Source organism: Paracoccus sp. C2R09 (assembly GCF_018860625.1).
In the GTDB taxonomy this organism is placed as follows: Bacteria; Pseudomonadota; Alphaproteobacteria; order Rhodobacterales; family Rhodobacteraceae; genus Paracoccus.
In genome coordinates this window covers 41,613-57,090 of sequence record NZ_JAHKQB010000038.1, presented here as the reverse complement: position 1 = coordinate 57,090, position 15,478 = coordinate 41,613, and the positions used below count along the sequence as shown (strand labels likewise).

Genomic DNA, 15,478 nt, shown 5'->3' with positions numbered 1-15,478 from the left:
AGGTGGAGCGTTCGGAACTCCGGGCGGGTCTGGTGCCGATCCCGGGCGGCATCTTCGAGATGGGCGCCCGAAGATCACGCTTCGAGGCCGATCTCGACAGCCCACGCCGGAAGGTTAAACTGTCTTCCTACCTAATAGCGCCGACTTCGGTCACGAACCAGCAATACAGACGGTTCGTCGAGGCGACGGGTTACCGCACAGTAGCTGAACGGGAAGGCTGGAGCTTCGTCTTCCATCTCCTGCTGGATGATCCTGCCATCTGGTCGGATAGCCCGCAGAACTTGCCGTGGTGGAGACGTGTGGACGGCGCATGCTGGTCCGCCCCTGAAGGCCCAGGCAGCAGTATCGCCGGCCGCGAGGATCATCCTGTGGTCCATGTCGCATGGTACGACGCGCTGGCTTATTGCAAATGGTCCGGGCTTTCTCTTCCGTCCGAAGCCCAATGGGAACGGGCCGCACGCGGCGGAATGGCCCGTATGCGGTTTCCTTGGGGGAATGACATGTTGCCCGGCGGTCGTCATGCGATGAACACCTTTCAAGGCGAGTTCCCGCGCAGCAACACCGCAGAGGACGGATGGCTTGGGACCGCGCCGGCGGATGCTTTCGTACCGAATGGCTACGGGCTCTACAACATGACCGGAAATGTCTGGGAATGGGCCGCCGATTGCTTTGGCCCGTTACCCGAGGAAAGACGCATTCCGCTAGTCGATCCGGTTCGCATCGCGAAAGAGGACAGTGCACCTGGACCGCGCGTTCAGCGGGGCGGATCGTATCTGTGCCACGAAAGCTATTGCGACCGGTATCATGTGCATTCACGAACCGCGAACGATCCGGATAGTTCGACCGGACATTGCGGCTTTAGGGTGGCAGCCCAGAATTGATACGAAGGACGGGGCGCGTCCACAGAAAGGCGCCCTGGAGGGTGATCCCCCCGACCTTAAGGGGATGTGGAAGTGAATTTCCTCGGCAGGATGAACGAGGAGCTTCTGATAAGGATGACATGTTTCAGCCGGGCACAGATCGTGGGCGTGCTCCGCCAGATTGAAGGCGGTGTTCCTGCAGTCTAACTGTGCAGCAAACATTGCATGAGCCGCGCGACGCCACAGAAATGGCGGGCGACGTTTCGCGGTATGGATCCGAGCCTGATTTCCAACCTGCTCCTTGCCCATCACGTTAGCGTGGAACTGATTAACTCAATGGGGCAGACGTTGCCGAGCGGCAGCCAGTCACTTTCGGTGTTCCGGCCAACGCCGAACATATTCTCAACAATGTGGGTCGGTGTTCCGCTTGCCATTCGGGCAGCCGCATCGAACCTCTGCGCAAAATAGCGGCGATGGGGCGAACGGCGCATCAAATCACTTTGAAGCAATTGAGCGCATGCAGTTTCCTCGCTTCCGTCGGGTTCGAGAATGGAGATGTAAATGTCCCAAGCCCAATCAGTCGAACTCGCCGCTGTTACCAAACGCTACGATAATGCACTGGCAGTCGATGCTATCAGCCTGAAGATCAAGGCAGGTACCTATTGCTGCCTGCTCGGTCCATCAGGCTGCGGCAAGTCCTCCACCCTTCGTATGATCGCTGGTCACGAGGAGGTCACCGACGGCGACATCGTCATAGGGCAACGGGTCGTGAACAATGACACGCCAGCCGAACGTGGCACGGCGATGATGTTTCAGAACTACGCGCTTTTCCCACATTTGAGCGTGGCTGAGAATGTCGCATTCTCCCTCCATATGAAGGGCGTCGCCCGAGCCGAGCGGCTAGCTCGCGCCGCGACCATGCTCGAACTGGTGTCGATGGAGGACTACGCACACCGTTTGCCGAACCAGCTCTCTGGTGGTCAGCAGCAGCGTGTTGCGTTAGCGCGCGCACTGATGACGAAGCCGTCAGTACTCCTGCTCGACGAGCCGCTTTCAGCGCTCGATCCGTTTCTGAGGGTGCGCATGCGATCGGAACTGCGACGCATCCAATCCGAATTGGGCATCACCTTCATTCATGTCACGCACAGTCAGGAAGAGGCGATGGCGCTTGCGGATCTGATGGTTGTGATGAACGACGGTCGTATCGTCCAAGCCGCGCCGCCGCGCGAGATATACAACGCCCCGCGTACGCCATTCGTGGCACGTTTCATCGGTGGACATAACATCCTCGAGGACGGTGATCGCACCATAACATTGCGCGCTGACGACCTTGCTGTCCTGTCCGATGCGGGAGCCTCCGACGCGCGCCGGCGCGCGACAGTGAGCGAGATCGAATACCGCGGTGTCGATGTACGGATAGGCCTTGAAACCGAGGCCGGCGAAAGCCTGACCGCAGTGATCGGCGAGCGCGCCTTCTTCGACCAGCCATTGACCCCAGGCGCCGTGGTAGGCGTCGGCTGGCGCACTGACGCTGCGCATGTGCTGACACTCGATCGCTGAACGAACGAATGAAAAAGGCCTCAACAGGAGAAACACGATGACCATGTCCAAGCCAACGCGTCGCTCGGTCCTGCGCGGTGCCGCTGCCCTGGCTGGCAGCGCAGCCCTGCCCGCACCCTTCGTCCATGCGCAAGGTCGGGTGACGCTGCGCTACCTGTCGACCGCGGTAAACCAATCGCCTGCGATCGCACAGAAGGCCTCGGAAGAGCTTGGCATCGACATCGAGTACATCGCCGTCAATACCGACGAAGTGCCGCGCCGCGTGATCACCCAGCCCAACTCGTTCGATCTGGTCGATTCGGAGTATTTCTCGCTGCCGAACCTTGTGCCCTCGGGCAACATGAAGGGGATGGATGCCAATCGCATCGATCGGGTGGACGACCTTGCAAGCGTCATCGCCCGAGGCACCGTAGACGGCAAGAAAGTCGGCTGGGACGGTACCGCGCCCCATGAGGTTCTCTATCTCGAGAGTGCGGACGCCACGAGCTTCGCGGCCGAGCCGACAGAATGGATCACCCTGATCCCAACCACCTACAACGCCGATACCTTGGGTATCCGTCCGGACCTGATCGACAAGAAGATCACCTCCTGGGCATCGCTGCTCGACCCGGACTTTGCCGGCAAGGCGTCGATCCTGAACATCCCGTCTATCGGCATCATGGATGCGGCAATGGCGCTCGAGGCGCGCGGTGACATCATCTATGGCGACAAGGGCAACATGACCCGAGAGGAGATCGACGCCACCATCGCGGCACTGATAGAGGCCAAGCGCGCCGGGCAGTTCCGCGCGTTCTGGTCGAATTTTCAGGAATCTGTGAACCTGATGGCATCGGGCGAGGTCGTTATCCAGTCGATGTGGTCGCCGGCCGTCACTGCCGTGCGCACCCAGGGGATTCCATGTGTCTACCAGCCGCTGAAGGAGGGATACCGCGCCTGGGCCTCGGGCTTCGGACTTCCGCGCACCATCGATGGCCGCAAGGAAGACGCAGCCTACGAGTTCATCAACTGGTTCCTGTCGGGCTGGGCAGGAGCCCATCTGTCCAAGCAGGGATACTATCCGGCGGTTCTGGGCACGGCGAAAGAGTATATGGAAGCCTACGAATGGGCCTACTGGTACGAGGGTGCCGCAGCCGAGCAAGACATCCTCGCGCCGGACGGGCGACTGCTCGAGAAGGCCGGCGCGGTACGCGACGGCGGCTCCTACGAAGCGCGCATGGGCGCGGTTGCCTGCTGGAATGCGGTGATGGACGAGAACCAGTACATGGTGCGCAAATGGAACGAGTTCATCGCCGCGTGACCAATGTAACCGACATTCCGACGGAGGTCCGGCAAGTCCGGACCTCCGCCCCCACCAACGAACCGGGGCTGACGAATGCGCGAACGGCCGACCCCGGACATTTGATACGCAAGCCGAGAAGACGGCGCGGAACCCGCATTGCCGCGACCATGGCGCCTTACCTTCAGGCGGCACCCATAGCCCTCGTGTTCCTCATCTTCTTCGTGCTGCCGCTGGCCGCGACGGTGATAGTGAGCTTCTGGCAGTACACCCAGTATTCCATCGAGCCGGCCCTGACGGTTCAGAACTACGGCGATGTCTTCTACGGCTGCTTTGACCAGCTGCCAGGTCTTTGCACGACTTTCCGGACTTATCTCTCGACGTTGAAGTTTGGCATCGTGGTATGGGCTACGACGCTCGTAATCGGCTTCACCGTCGCCTACTTCCTCGCCTTCCATGTCCGTACCTTGAAGGTACAGGTGATCTGTTTCGTGCTATGCACGATCCCGTTCTGGACCTCGATTGTCATCCGGATGATCTCGTGGATCCCCCTCCTGGGGCGCAACGGGTTGGTCAATCAGGCACTGATGGCGATGGGGGTGACCGACACCCCGCTCGAGGGTCTGCTATACTCCGATTTCGCCGTGATCCTGGCCCTTACCCATCTCTACACGCTGTTCATGGTGGTGCCGATCTTCAACTCTTTGATGCGCATAGATCCCGCGCTGATCGAGGCATCGCACGATGCCGGTGCCACAGGAGCGCAAACCCTGCGCCATGTCATCCTGCCTCTGGCCCGGCCGGGCATTCTGATCGGTTCGATCTTCGTGGTTACGGTGGTCGTAGGCGATTTCATGACCATAGGCATCATGGGCGGCCAGCAGATCGCCTCGGTGGGCAAGGTCATCCAGACGCAGATGCAGTTCCTGCAGTTCCCGCTTGCAGCAGCCAATGCGGTGATCCTGCTGGCAACGGTTCTCGCCGGGGTCTGGGCACTTCTGAAACTCGTAGACATTCGCAGGGAACTCTGAGCCATGACCGAAAGGCGCACCCGATCATTCTACCTGCTCGCCGGTTTCTTCGGACTGTTCGTCCTGTTCCTTTACGGCCCGATGATCTCAGTTCTGGTGCTGTCGTTCCAGGGCCCTCAGGGAGGGCTGGTGTTTCCCATGAACGGCTTTTCTACCCACTGGTTCGAACGGCTCTGGGCGGGTGGCGGACAGGTCGATATCTCGGGGGCGTTCAAGCGCTCCTTCGGGCTGGCGCTGGTGGTCATGATACTGACGGTGGCGATCTCGGTTCTCGCAGGACTTGCCTTCCGAAAACAGTTCCGCGGCGCCACGCTGCTGCTGTACGTCGCCATTGCCAGCCTGATTGTGCCGTCTATCGTTGTCTCCCTCGGGATCGCACTCGAGTTTCGACTTATCGACGATGCCATCAAGGCAATCGGGGCAAATGCCGGTATCAACTGGATCGAACAGGACTTCGTCTCAGCGGTTGGTCCGTTCACGTCGGGGCTGGGCGCGCATCTTACCTGGACTCTCCCGTTCGGGTTGCTGATCATGTTCGCGGTATTCAACCGCTTCGATCCGGCCTATGAAGAGGCGGCTCGCGACCTCGGCGCGAACCCTTGGCAGACCTTCCGACATGTGACCCTGCCGATGATCGCGCCTTTCTTGATCGGCGTCGCGGTATTCGGCTTCACTCTGAGCTGGGACGAGTTGGCACGATCCAGCCAGGTGATGGGCGCCGACAACACCTTGCCGATGCAACTTGCCGCCAAGACCACGACCGTGACTGACCCCGAGATTTATGCGCTCGGGACAGCGACCACCGGAGGCTCGATCGTGTTGGTACTGGTGACCTTCACCCTGATAGGGCTGATGCAACGTCGCAGGCTGCGCAACTGATGCGCCTGCATGTTGTCAATCCGAACGCAAGCGAAGCAATGACCGCAGGCATCGCGGCCTCGGCAAGGCGTGCTGTGATGCCGGGCATCGATTTGATCGTTACCGGCGCTGCCGGCGGGCCGCTCTCCATCGAGGGACCGGTCGACGGCGCACGCGCGGTCCCGTGGATGCTCGAACGCATCGAGGACGCCGAACGTGAAGGCGTCGATGGTCATGTGATCGCATGTTTCGACGATACCGGCCTGGACGCAGCACGCTGCCTTGCGGGCTCGCCTGTGGTGGGCATCGGCGAAGCCGCCGCGCATCTTGCCTCGCTGGTCGCGGATCGTTTTGCAGTCGTTACCTCGGTACCAGAAGCGCTGCCGGTATTGCGCGGCAACCTTGTACGCTACGGGCTTGCAACGCGCTGTGCTGGATTGCGCGCCGCAGACATCCAAGTGCTGGATATTGATGCGGGTACTCCAGCCGCGGTCGCGGCGATCCGTCGCGAGGTCAGTGCTGCGCTCAAGCAGGATGGGGCCGACGCAATTATGCTCGGTTGCGCGGGGATGGCCCCGCTTGCCGCGAGCCTGTCCGAAGAGTTCAGATGCCCCGTGATCGAAGGCATAGCGGCTGGCTTGTCGCTTGTCTCCGCCTTGGCAGGGGCCGGGCTCCGTACATCGAAGCGCGGCGCATACGCATCACCAAGAGCGAAAGTGGCGCGATGACATAGGCCGGACAGTTCGAGACGCCCCGATCGAGCGGCTGCGCCCGATAACATGCGAAGACGTCAAAGAAAGTCGGTGCAATTCACAGATCAGTCTGAGCAGGTCGCCCCCTGCCTCCGCAGAGGTGGGAAAATTCGCCATCGCATGCGGATCGCGCCCGAGACCGCTGGACCGGCAGCTCCAAGGTGTCCCTTCTGCCCCGCAGGTCGGTGACACCGCTCGCGCCACACATGTGCACCCCGCCATGGTGGCGATCATCTTCCTTTCGCGGCCCGAAGTAGCGCGCCCGACCGCCGGGCCCATTGACGGGTGGACGAGGAGCTGCCGCCTATCGCGGGAGCAGGATATCGTGCCGGAGATCTAGTGTATCGCGGGGCCCCGCCTGTGCGACTGCGGGCACCGGCCGCAGATGCCATGGACGAAACCACCATCGAGTGGAAAGCGGGCGACCTATCAACGCGGAGTTGGCCCGCCCGATATTGCCGCCGCCATATCATCGGCAACGGGCGCGACACACCTGATCGCCGCGTCGTGATTGAGGCCTGCTGATGCCCTAGATAGCTCTTTTCCACGATCCGGATCATCTCTGGATCCCCCTAATGTCGCCGGCACGGGACATCCGCGGAAGAAGAGCCCCGGCCTCGGGGTTGAACTGATGGCCGGCTATAAGGGTAGGTTTATCATCGGTGCGCGAAACACGTTATACGGTCTCCGCCGGGGGGATATTCCGCATTGCCCTCATGGCCAGCCGCAACGTCCGCAATACCGCTGTGGCCGGCCGCATGGCGAGACGTTGGTGAGCACGCCGGAGGCCGAGGTCATGCAATGATACCATTGGTCTTAGAGACCAGGTCGTGCTTTGACCCTGTGCGATCTGAAAGCTGCGCGCCTGGCCAAACCTCCCGATGAATATTCTCGACGTGCTACGGGTGCCTCGTATTCACGCGCTGCCGCGTTCTCCTATGGGGTCCAGCGCTGGACAAAGCCTTTCGTTTCGAGTGCGGAAGCCAGACTAAGCAAAACAGCTTCGTTTCCGGGAGAGGAGACCAGCTGAATGCCGAATGGCAGCTGGTTCCTGACGCGTGGGGCTGGCAGGGAAACGGCCGGGAACCCAATAAGCGAGATCAGGAAAGTGCAGGCCAGATAGTCGATGATTGACGGAAGAGTCTTGCCGCCGACCTCGAGAACTTCCAGCGTATCGTTGGAGAAGGGCATCACCGCGCAGCTCGGCATTATGAGGACATCATGATCAGCAAAGAACGCTGATGCCCGCCTCCACAGGGTCGTGCGGACAGCTTCTGCCCGAAGATAGTCAGCCGCGCCGATAGTGCGGCCCTGTTGCACGTTCCAGACGAAGGACGGGCTCAGCCGATGCCTATGGGTGCTCACCAGCTCGCCGGACCGGAACCAGGATTCTGCCGCGCGGAGTGTTTTGAAGGCCTCGGCTCCGCCGGTCATGTCAGGATGTGCGCGGGTGACCGGTCCGGTATGACGCTCGATATCGGCAAGAGCGCGCACGAAGGCGAGACGTACCTCGGGATCGACTGGAAATGCGCCGCCCAGATCGAGGCTCGCAGCGATGCGCAGTTCGGCCGCTACGGGTCTGGGTGAGCCGGGATGGACGGGATCATCGGGATGCGTACCGCTCATGACGTCCAGCATCAGTGCGGTGTCGCGGACCGATCGCGCCAGAACTCCTTGCGTCTGCAACTGAGACCAGCCCAATGGCCGGTCCGGTTCGGGAATGCGCCCTGGCGTGGGGCGAAGGCCGACAACTCCGCAAAAGGATGCGGGCATCCGGACAGAGCCGCCGAAATCCGTACCCTGCGCCAACGCGACCATTCCCGTTGCGACCGCAACGGCAGAACCGCCACTGGACCCGCCCGATGTCAGATCCCTGTTCCAGGGGTTTCGTGTAGGTCCCTTCAACTGGTTGGTGCAGACTGCACCGAAGGCGAATTCGGGGGTGTTGGTCTTGCCAACGATGACGGCGCCTGCGCGACGCAGGCGTGCCACAGACTCCGCATCCCGGTCTGGAACGTGGTCCGCGTGGAGAATCGAGCCTTGAGTGGTCCGGATCCCCTTCGTAGCCGTCACATCCTTGATTGCCACGGGTAACCCGTGCAAAGGCCCGCAGGGCAGGCCGTCCCTGCGCCGGCGGTCGAGATCGATTGCGGTGGCGATGGCCCCGTCGGTATCCACCGTGATGAAGGCATTTAGATCAGCGTCCAACTCGTCGATACGAGCAAGCGATGCTCGCGTCACATCGACCGAGCTGACTTCTCCGGCTCTCAGGCGGGCTGCCAGATCGGTTGCATCTTCGTTTCGCTGCGATGTCATGCGGAATGTTCCAGCCAGTGCCGGGCAATGTCTTCGCGCCGAGCGATCCAGACGTCCGTACGATCCGCGATGTGATCCATGAACCGCTCCAGCGCGCGTATCCGGCCTGGGCGCCCTGCCAGTCTGCAATGCAACCCGACAGACATCATTCGCGGTCTGAGTGCGCCTTCGCGCGACATCACGTCCAGGCTGTCAATCAGATAGTCCAGCCAGTCCCTGCCGGTATCGAAACCGGGCGAGGATGCAAAGCGCATGTCGTTTGTATCGAACGAATATGGCAGGACGAGGTGCCGTCCCGATGAATGGGTCAGGAAGTAGGGCGAGTCGTCGTCATAGGCATCGGAATCATAGGTAAACCCCCCATGCTCGAGTACCAGCCTGCGCGTATTCGTACTGATGCGGCCGGTGTACCACCCACGCGGCGCCTGTCCGGTCAATCGCCTGATCGTTTCAACGGTCCGGCCGATGTGTTCGGCCTCTACCTCCGGGGGAACATCGCGATAATCGATCCATCGCCACCCATGGGCGGCAGTTTCATGGCCGTCGACAACAAGCCGCTCGGCGATCGCGGGAATACGTTCAAGTGCCTGTCCTGTCGCGAAGGCGGTTAGCGGAAGGCGACGATCCCGAAACAGGTCCAGTATCCGCCAGACACCGACACGACTGCCATACTCGTAATGCGACTCGATTACGGGGTTCCGCATTCCTGTCCATGGCTCGGTCCGCATATCCGAGTTCAGATGCTCGGATGCGGGATCGCCGTCCATCACATTCCGCTCGGATCCCTCCTCAATATTCAGGACGAAGGACAGGGCGACGTGCGCGTTGCCGGGCCAACGCAGGCCGGACGATGCATCCCGCCCCCCCTGCAGGCCCGCCAGCCTTTCGGCCATGTCGCCATGAATCAACGCGGGCATCAGTTCTCCACGAAAGCCAATGCGCGGACCGGAGATCCTGATGCGCCCTCGATCCGTAGGGGTATGCCCTGGAACTGAAACTCACCGATGCCAAGAACCTCCTCGAGGTTCCAGAGCCATTCGTAATGCACCATTTTGAGGTCCCGGCAGATCCGATGATTGACGAACAGGTTCTCTTCGACGCGGTCGGTCGAGGGGCCTTCGACCCCGTGCACACGCGAGCCATGATCATGAAGCCAGTGCGTCGCCTCCGCGGTGACCTGTGGGTTCATTAAGCAGATGGCGGGATCTGGCCAATGGCGTGCGTTGATGCCAGTGCACATCAGCACGATATGCCCGTCGATCTTGACGCCGGCCTTGGTGGCTGCGGTCTCCATATCATCGGCAGTGATTTCTCCCTTGTCACCGACATGGCGCAGGTCAAGGCAGACCGCCTTGCCCATGAACCAGTCCAGGGGCATTTGATCCACGGTTAGGCCGTCCGGGTCGTTATGCGACAGCGCGTCGATATGTGTGCCGGTGTGATCCAGCATTCCCAAATACCAGGTGTTGAATGTCAGTAGATCGTCAGGGGTGCCTTGAGCGTACTTCTTTGATGCTTCATGCGTCGTGTGCGGAATGACGACGGGTCTTGCCAGCCGTCCGAGCGCCGGGAGGCCATCTGCCAATGGCAAGGTGAGGTCGATAATGCGGGTCATGTGGTCTCCTCAGCCCTGCATCTGCGCGGGCAGCCAGGTCACGATCGCGGGAAAGGCAATCAGGATCAGCGTGAACAGGATCATGAGCGCGACATAGGGTAGGGCGCCCCATGCCACGTCGCGGAAAGGCCCATCATCTGACCGCACGCCATGCACTACATAGAGGTTCATGCCGACCGGGGGCGTGATCAGTCCAAGTTCGCACATCAGGATGATGAAGATTCCAAACCAGATCGGATCGATACCAGCCTGAGTGACGATGGGAAGGGCAACGGGGATGGTCAGGACCATCATCGACAGTACATCCATGAACATTCCAAGGATGATGTAGAAGAGGATGAAAGCGATCAGCAGGCCCGTCGGTGACAGCCCGAGCGAGGCGACCCAGTCGGTAGCAGCCTGCGCGACGCCGCCGATAGACAAGGTAACATTCAACATGAAGGCGCCGGTCACAATCAGAAGGATCATCCCCGACGTCCGTGCGGTATTGAAGAAGCACTGTCTCATGAAGTCGATCGACAATCCGCGGCGGAACATGACGATCGCCAATGCCACGACGACTCCCAGGGCGGCAGATTCGGTCGGGGTCGCAAAGCCCGTATAGATGGAGCCGGTGATCACTAGAAAGATGACCATTGGCCCGACCAGATGTTTCAGAGACGCGAAGCGCGCGCTCCAATCCACCGCTTCGAAACTCTGCTCGCCTGCCGGGAAAAGCTTGGCCTCGATGGCGATATAGAGGCTGAATAGCGATGTCAGCAGGATGCCTGGCAAGATGCCCGCAACGAACAGCCGCGCAACTGATTCACCGGCAAGCGAACCATAGATAAGCAGATTGACGGATGGCGGGATCAAAATCCCCAGGGTGCCTCCGGCAGCCAGCGTGCCTAGCGAGCGGCGCACGGCGTAACCTCGCTTGTCGAGTGCAGGCAAGGAGACGGTGGCGACCGTTGCCGCCGTCGCGACCGAGGAGCCCGAGGTCGCCGAAAACAAAGCGCTTGCGCCGATATTGGAGTGAAGAAGGCCGCCGGGCAACCGTCCCAGCCAGAGCGACAAGGCTTCGTACATACGGTCGGCAATACCGCTGCGCAGTAGGATCTCGCCCAACAGGATGAACAGCGGAATGGCGGTCATGAGGCTGTCGTTGAGAACGCCCCAGACAACGGACCCCATCGAATTGACCAGCGGCATTCCATAGAGCGCTGCCCCGCCAACGACGCCGGTGATCGTCATGACTGCAGCGACGGGGACGCTCAACAGTAGGCAGGCCAGCATGACGGCGAAGCCGATGGCGACGGTCTGGATATCCATGTTCTCTCTCTTTGCCTCAGGTGCGGCGCTGCAGGTCGGCCAGCTCGGCTTCAAGCTCGTCCTTCTCGGGTGATGTTCCGAAGCCATTGTTCAGTCGGTGCCAGTCACTCTGCAGGGCCATACGGATGCCCTGGGCAAGGGCTATGGCACAGATCAGTGCGAACATGACGAGCGTCCCGAGCCACGCCGATTGCGGCCAGGCCAGCGGGGTCGCCCAGATCGTGGGGGCGGTGCTGCGATAGGCCAGCGAGTCCGACAACATCTGCCAGCCCAGCAGCATGAGCAGCAGCGCCATGCCAAGAAGCGTCGCCAGGGCAACAAGGTCCAGCATCGCCTGGAACCTGACCGACAAGCGGGCGTAGATTACATCGACGCGCATATGGGCGCGGTTCACCATCGCCACGACGAAGGCCAATCCGGCACCGACAGCCAGCGCGTATCCGCCCAGTTCATCTGCCCCTTCGAAGGACATGCCGATGAACTTGCGACAAACCACGTCTGCGGTCACGAACAGGGCAAGCCCCAGCATGGTGGCGCCGAAGATCCAGGCGGCGATATCGGAAACGATCCTCATTGAAAGTCGGTCCTCTCGTGGGTGGCAACCTGTCCCGGCCCGGAGGCCGGGACGTGGGGCGTTCAGAGACCGCGATCGGTGCCGATGGTCTCCATCCAGGCGTCCGAACACCCTTCTGTCGCGTCATCGCAGACCGGCTTCCACGCAGGGAACGAGATGTTGGCAAGCGCGTCTTTGACAGTCGCGTAATCGGCCTCGGTGGGTTCGACGACTGTCAGATCGTAGCTGCGAAGGTTCTCGCAGGGTTCCTCGCCTGCATTGCAGCGCAGGGCCTCGTCGTACAGCTCTTCCGAACGGGTCCAGATGTCCCCTACTAGGGTATCGAAGGCGGTCTGCATGGCAGTCTGCTGATCGGCATCCAACGAATTCCAGCGAGCCATGTTCATCCCGTACCCATTGAAGGCGATGCTGAAGCCAAGCGGCATCACGGTCGTGGTTACTTCGGGCCAGCCTGCGGCGTTGGCTGAACTCGGACCGGTCAATGCGCAATCGACCACACCGCGTTGCAATGCCTGCTGCACCTCGGGGAAGGGCATGGGAACCGGCGTACCTCCAACGGACGAGATGAAATTCGCCATGCTCTGGTCGAATACGCGGACCTTTTGACCGCTCAGATCGGCAAGGCCTTCAATCTCGGGCTTGCAGAACAGAACCTGCGGTCCGAAAGGCCAGACACCGAGCAGCTTCGTGTCGAACTGGTCGGCAAAGACCGATGCGACCTCGGGCAGGAACAGGTCGACCGAGCGGCGAGCGGATTCGTAGTCTGGGTTCTGCCCGACAAGATCCAATCCGAGCGCGATTGGTGCATCGCGCGAAATGGGCGAGAAACGCAGCGAGACGATGTCGAACAGACCGCCCTTGGCGATGCGAAGGCCTTCGAGGTCCTTGATCCCGGTCGTATCAACCGGGCTGAACGACGCATTCGCATCAAGTCCGGTGCTTTCGGCGAAATTTTCGAAGAAGGGTTTTTCCAGTTCGTCGAACAGCTTGCCGGTCGAAACCGGTTGGCCCAGCACCTTGAACTCTAGGGTCTCAGCTAAGGCGGGTACGCCAAAACCCGCGATAAGCGCGACAGTCGTCAGAATGCGTTTCATGAGTGGTCTGTCCTTGTTGGAGGAGGAGGGAGAGTAAAAATCAGGCGAACTGCAGCCGCGTGAAAAGAGCGCCCTGTCCTGGCACGATCGATGGATCGGCCCCGGCCAATCGCAAGGCGTGCCACAAGGTCAGCGTGGTGGAATCGATGACGGGCATGCCAAGTTCGGATTCCAGACCGGGGGCGACACGCACACCATTAAAGTTTGTGCAGAATATGCTGATGGCATCTGGCTCGGCGATGGCGACGTCGCGCACCATCTCGGAAATCTGGTCTGGGCTATAGGTCGAGAAGGAAAAGTTGCCCGGATCCTCAAGGCGCCGATCAGCGACGCATTTGAAGCCTTCATTCGCGAAGGTCTGGATCACCCGTTCCTGGATGTCCGATAGATATGGTGTCACTAGCCCGTAGGTGCGGCAGCCCAACAGGCGGAAGGCCTCGATCTGGGCCAAGGTCGACGTGGTGGCGGGACAGCCTGTGCGTTCGGTGATGCCGGCACACAATGCACGGTCGCGGTCGACGCCCATCCAGCCGCCCGAGGTTCCGCACCATGCGATGACATCAGGGCGGCAGTCTGCCAACAACTCGGCCGCCGCAAGCTGCGGTTCGAGGCTGAACTGGTCCAGCGCGTCCGCATCAGTGCCTATCTTGAGCACGGTGAAGCGGGCGAAATGTGCGGTTACGCCGTCAACGTCGCGCAGGAGTCCGTAGGTTTCGGGTTCCAGAACGGTGTTCGAAGAAGGGGTTATCAAGCCGATGCGGGTCATACGAAGGCTTTCTGATCGGGTTGGCCACATTCGAGGACCCGCCCCTGATGCGAGTTGATTTCGCCGTCCTGCAGCAGCGGTTTGCCGCGAAGGAAACTTGCGACGGGCCAGCCAGTTACGGAAAATCCTTCCCACGGCGTGTAGTCCGCACCGTGGTGCAGGCCGGTTTGGCTGATGGTTCGGGTAACCGTAGGATCCCATAGGACAATATCGGCATCTGCCCCGATCGCGATGCTGCCCTTGGCAGGAGCAAGCCCATAGAGCCGTGCATGGTTGGTTGCGGTGATCCGGGCAAAGTGCTGAAGGGTTATCCTTCCCTTCATTACACCCTCGGAAAAAAGAATAGGCAGACGCGTCTCGACCCCGGGGATGCCGTTCGGGATGTTTCGAAAGCTGTCGCGCGCGCCCGGGGCTTCCTTTCCCTGCGGGTCGGCGAAGCGGAAAGGACAGTGGTCCGAGGAGAAGAGATCGAAATCCCCCAGCTCAATCCCCTGCCAGCATTCCTTCTGCGCCGCCGTGTCGCGTGGCGGGGGAGAGCAGACGAACTTCGCGCCTTCGAACCCAGTCTGGTCAAGGTCATCTTCGGTCAGGGTCAGATATTGAGGGCAGGTTTCGGCATGGACAACCTGCCCACGCTGTCGGGCCCGGCGGATCTCGTCGAGTGCTTCTCCGTTGGAGACATGCACGATGGTGATGGGAACATCAGCGATCTGAGCTAGCGACAACGCGCGATGTGTGGCTTCGCGTTCGGCGGGCACGGGGCGCGTTCGAGCATGCATGACGGGCTCGCTTCGACCTTCTGCCGCTGCCTTGTCGCGGAGGTAGTTGACCGCATCCTCATTCTCAGCGTGAACCATCACTGCTGCTCCAAGGGATTTCGCGACCTCAAGAACGTCCAGGATCTCGCGGTCGGTCAGGACGAGGTCCTCGTATGTCATGAAAACCTTGAATGAGGTGAAGCCGGCTGCGTGAAGCGCCGGCAGATCTTGCCCTAGCGTTGCAGGATCGGTCCGGTGCACGATCAGGTGGATGGCTGCATCGACATGACAATTTCCCTCTGCCAGCGCGACGTATTCGGCTACGGCCTCGCGCAAGCTCTGATCGCCCACCGGCAGGCAGAAGGGCATGACCGTCGTGTTGCCGCCGAATGCTGCCGAACGGGTTGCACTGTCAAAATCGTCTGCCATTACGACAGCGGGGCCCGAGGGCTGAGAGATATGCACATGGCTATCGATCCCACCCGGCATTGCGATCAGCCCTGTGGCGTTGATCCGTTCCGCTGCTGGAAAATCTAAATTTTCTGCCAAGGCGACGATACGTCCGTCGCGAATACCGATATCCGCAATTCGTGTATCGTTGCCGGTAACGACCGTGGCGCCGTGAATGATCGTCTCAAGCTGCATCGACTGCTCCTCTTTCGTAGTTCTGGTATGCAATCCGGGTAAGCTCGTCGTCTGAAAACGGG

Annotated in this window: 14 protein-coding genes; 6 read left to right on the top strand and 8 right to left on the bottom strand. The window is 60.8% G+C overall.

What is annotated here, in order from left to right:
- The first annotated feature begins 2 nt into the window (after positions 1-2).
- From KO490_RS15890 to KO490_RS15865, 6 genes are all read left to right on the top strand, one after another.
- Positions 3-881 (top strand): formylglycine-generating enzyme family protein, encoded by an 879-nt coding sequence (locus KO490_RS15890; protein WP_303463044.1) that lies wholly within the window; start codon positions 3-5, stop codon positions 879-881.
- A 540-nt stretch (positions 882-1,421) separates the two neighbouring features.
- Complete coding sequence (locus KO490_RS15885; RefSeq protein ID WP_216020401.1) at positions 1,422-2,420, top strand: ABC transporter ATP-binding protein; 999 nt, start codon at positions 1,422-1,424, stop codon at positions 2,418-2,420.
- A 37-nt stretch (positions 2,421-2,457) separates the two neighbouring features.
- Positions 2,458-3,717 carry a PotD/PotF family extracellular solute-binding protein gene (locus KO490_RS15880; protein WP_216020400.1) on the top strand — a complete coding sequence of 420 codons (1,260 nt, stop codon included), beginning with the start codon at positions 2,458-2,460 and terminating at the stop codon, positions 3,715-3,717.
- Positions 3,718-3,866: 149 nt separating this feature from the next.
- Positions 3,867-4,727, top strand: a complete 861-nt coding sequence (locus KO490_RS15875) for an ABC transporter permease (protein WP_216020439.1) — start codon at positions 3,867-3,869, stop codon at positions 4,725-4,727.
- Between the two features lie 3 nt (positions 4,728-4,730).
- On the top strand, positions 4,731-5,606 hold the full coding sequence (locus KO490_RS15870) for an ABC transporter permease (RefSeq protein ID WP_216020399.1): 876 nt from the start codon (positions 4,731-4,733) through the stop codon (positions 5,604-5,606).
- Positions 5,606-6,313, top strand: coding sequence for an aspartate/glutamate racemase family protein (locus tag KO490_RS15865; protein WP_216020398.1), 708 nt, complete (start codon positions 5,606-5,608; stop codon positions 6,311-6,313). Before KO490_RS15870 ends, KO490_RS15865 begins: the two co-directional genes overlap by 1 nt.
- Before the next feature lie 960 nt (positions 6,314-7,273).
- Here KO490_RS15865 and KO490_RS15860 read toward each other — a convergent pair.
- From KO490_RS15860 to hydA, 8 genes are all read right to left on the bottom strand, one after another.
- Positions 7,274-8,653, bottom strand: a complete 1,380-nt coding sequence (locus KO490_RS15860; RefSeq protein ID WP_216020397.1) for an amidase — start codon at positions 8,651-8,653, stop codon at positions 7,274-7,276.
- The gene (locus KO490_RS15855; RefSeq protein ID WP_252727250.1) at positions 8,650-9,570 is read right to left on the bottom strand and encodes a polysaccharide deacetylase family protein; all 921 of its coding nucleotides are present in this window, start codon (positions 9,568-9,570) and stop codon (positions 8,650-8,652) included. Before KO490_RS15855 ends, KO490_RS15860 begins: the two co-directional genes overlap by 4 nt.
- Positions 9,570-10,268: a cyclase family protein gene (locus tag KO490_RS15850; protein ID WP_216020396.1), complete on the bottom strand. Its 699-nt coding sequence runs from the start codon at positions 10,266-10,268 to the stop codon at positions 9,570-9,572. The genes KO490_RS15855 and KO490_RS15850 overlap by 1 nt, the downstream gene beginning before the upstream one ends.
- 9 nt (positions 10,269-10,277) lie before the next feature.
- Entirely contained in the window at positions 10,278-11,579 is a 1,302-nt protein-coding gene (locus tag KO490_RS15845; RefSeq protein ID WP_216020395.1) for a TRAP transporter large permease, read from the bottom strand.
- Positions 11,580-11,595: 16 nt separating this feature from the next.
- A complete protein-coding gene (locus KO490_RS15840) occupies positions 11,596-12,153 on the bottom strand; it encodes a TRAP transporter small permease subunit (protein ID WP_216020394.1) in 558 nt (185 codons plus the stop codon).
- Positions 12,154-12,215: 62 nt separating this feature from the next.
- Entirely contained in the window at positions 12,216-13,247 is a 1,032-nt protein-coding gene (locus KO490_RS15835; protein ID WP_216020393.1) for a TRAP transporter substrate-binding protein, read from the bottom strand.
- 40 nt (positions 13,248-13,287) lie between these two features.
- Positions 13,288-14,013 carry an aspartate/glutamate racemase family protein gene (locus KO490_RS15830; RefSeq protein WP_216020392.1) on the bottom strand — a complete coding sequence of 242 codons (726 nt, stop codon included), beginning with the start codon at positions 14,011-14,013 and terminating at the stop codon, positions 13,288-13,290.
- Positions 14,010-15,416, bottom strand: coding sequence for a dihydropyrimidinase (gene hydA, locus KO490_RS15825; protein ID WP_216020391.1), 1,407 nt, complete (start codon positions 15,414-15,416; stop codon positions 14,010-14,012). The genes KO490_RS15830 and hydA overlap by 4 nt, the downstream gene beginning before the upstream one ends.
- Positions 15,417-15,478 lie beyond the last annotated feature (62 nt).

Excerpts from the sequence above, each read along its gene's own strand:
- hydA (WP_216020391.1), bottom strand. The coding sequence starts at position 15,416 with ATGCAGCTTGAGACGATCATTCACGGCGCCACGGTCGTTACCGGCAAC.
- KO490_RS15835 (WP_216020393.1), bottom strand. The coding sequence starts at position 13,247 with ATGAAACGCATTCTGACGACTGTCGCGCTTATCGCGGGTTTTGGCGTA.
- KO490_RS15880 (WP_216020400.1), top strand. The coding sequence starts at position 2,458 with ATGACCATGTCCAAGCCAACGCGTCGCTCGGTCCTGCGCGGTGCCGCT.
- KO490_RS15830 (WP_216020392.1), bottom strand. The coding sequence starts at position 14,013 with ATGACCCGCATCGGCTTGATAACCCCTTCTTCGAACACCGTTCTGGAA.
- KO490_RS15850 (WP_216020396.1), bottom strand. The coding sequence starts at position 10,268 with ATGACCCGCATTATCGACCTCACCTTGCCATTGGCAGATGGCCTCCCG.
- KO490_RS15855 (WP_252727250.1), bottom strand. The coding sequence starts at position 9,570 with ATGCCCGCGTTGATTCATGGCGACATGGCCGAAAGGCTGGCGGGCCTG.
- KO490_RS15870 (WP_216020399.1), top strand. The coding sequence starts at position 4,731 with ATGACCGAAAGGCGCACCCGATCATTCTACCTGCTCGCCGGTTTCTTC.
- KO490_RS15875 (WP_216020439.1), top strand. The coding sequence starts at position 3,867 with ATGGCGCCTTACCTTCAGGCGGCACCCATAGCCCTCGTGTTCCTCATC.
- KO490_RS15860 (WP_216020397.1), bottom strand. The coding sequence starts at position 8,653 with ATGACATCGCAGCGAAACGAAGATGCAACCGATCTGGCAGCCCGCCTG.
- KO490_RS15845 (WP_216020395.1), bottom strand. The coding sequence starts at position 11,579 with ATGGATATCCAGACCGTCGCCATCGGCTTCGCCGTCATGCTGGCCTGC.
- KO490_RS15865 (WP_216020398.1), top strand. The coding sequence starts at position 5,606 with ATGCGCCTGCATGTTGTCAATCCGAACGCAAGCGAAGCAATGACCGCA.
- KO490_RS15840 (WP_216020394.1), bottom strand. The coding sequence starts at position 12,153 with ATGAGGATCGTTTCCGATATCGCCGCCTGGATCTTCGGCGCCACCATG.
- KO490_RS15885 (WP_216020401.1), top strand. The coding sequence starts at position 1,422 with ATGTCCCAAGCCCAATCAGTCGAACTCGCCGCTGTTACCAAACGCTAC.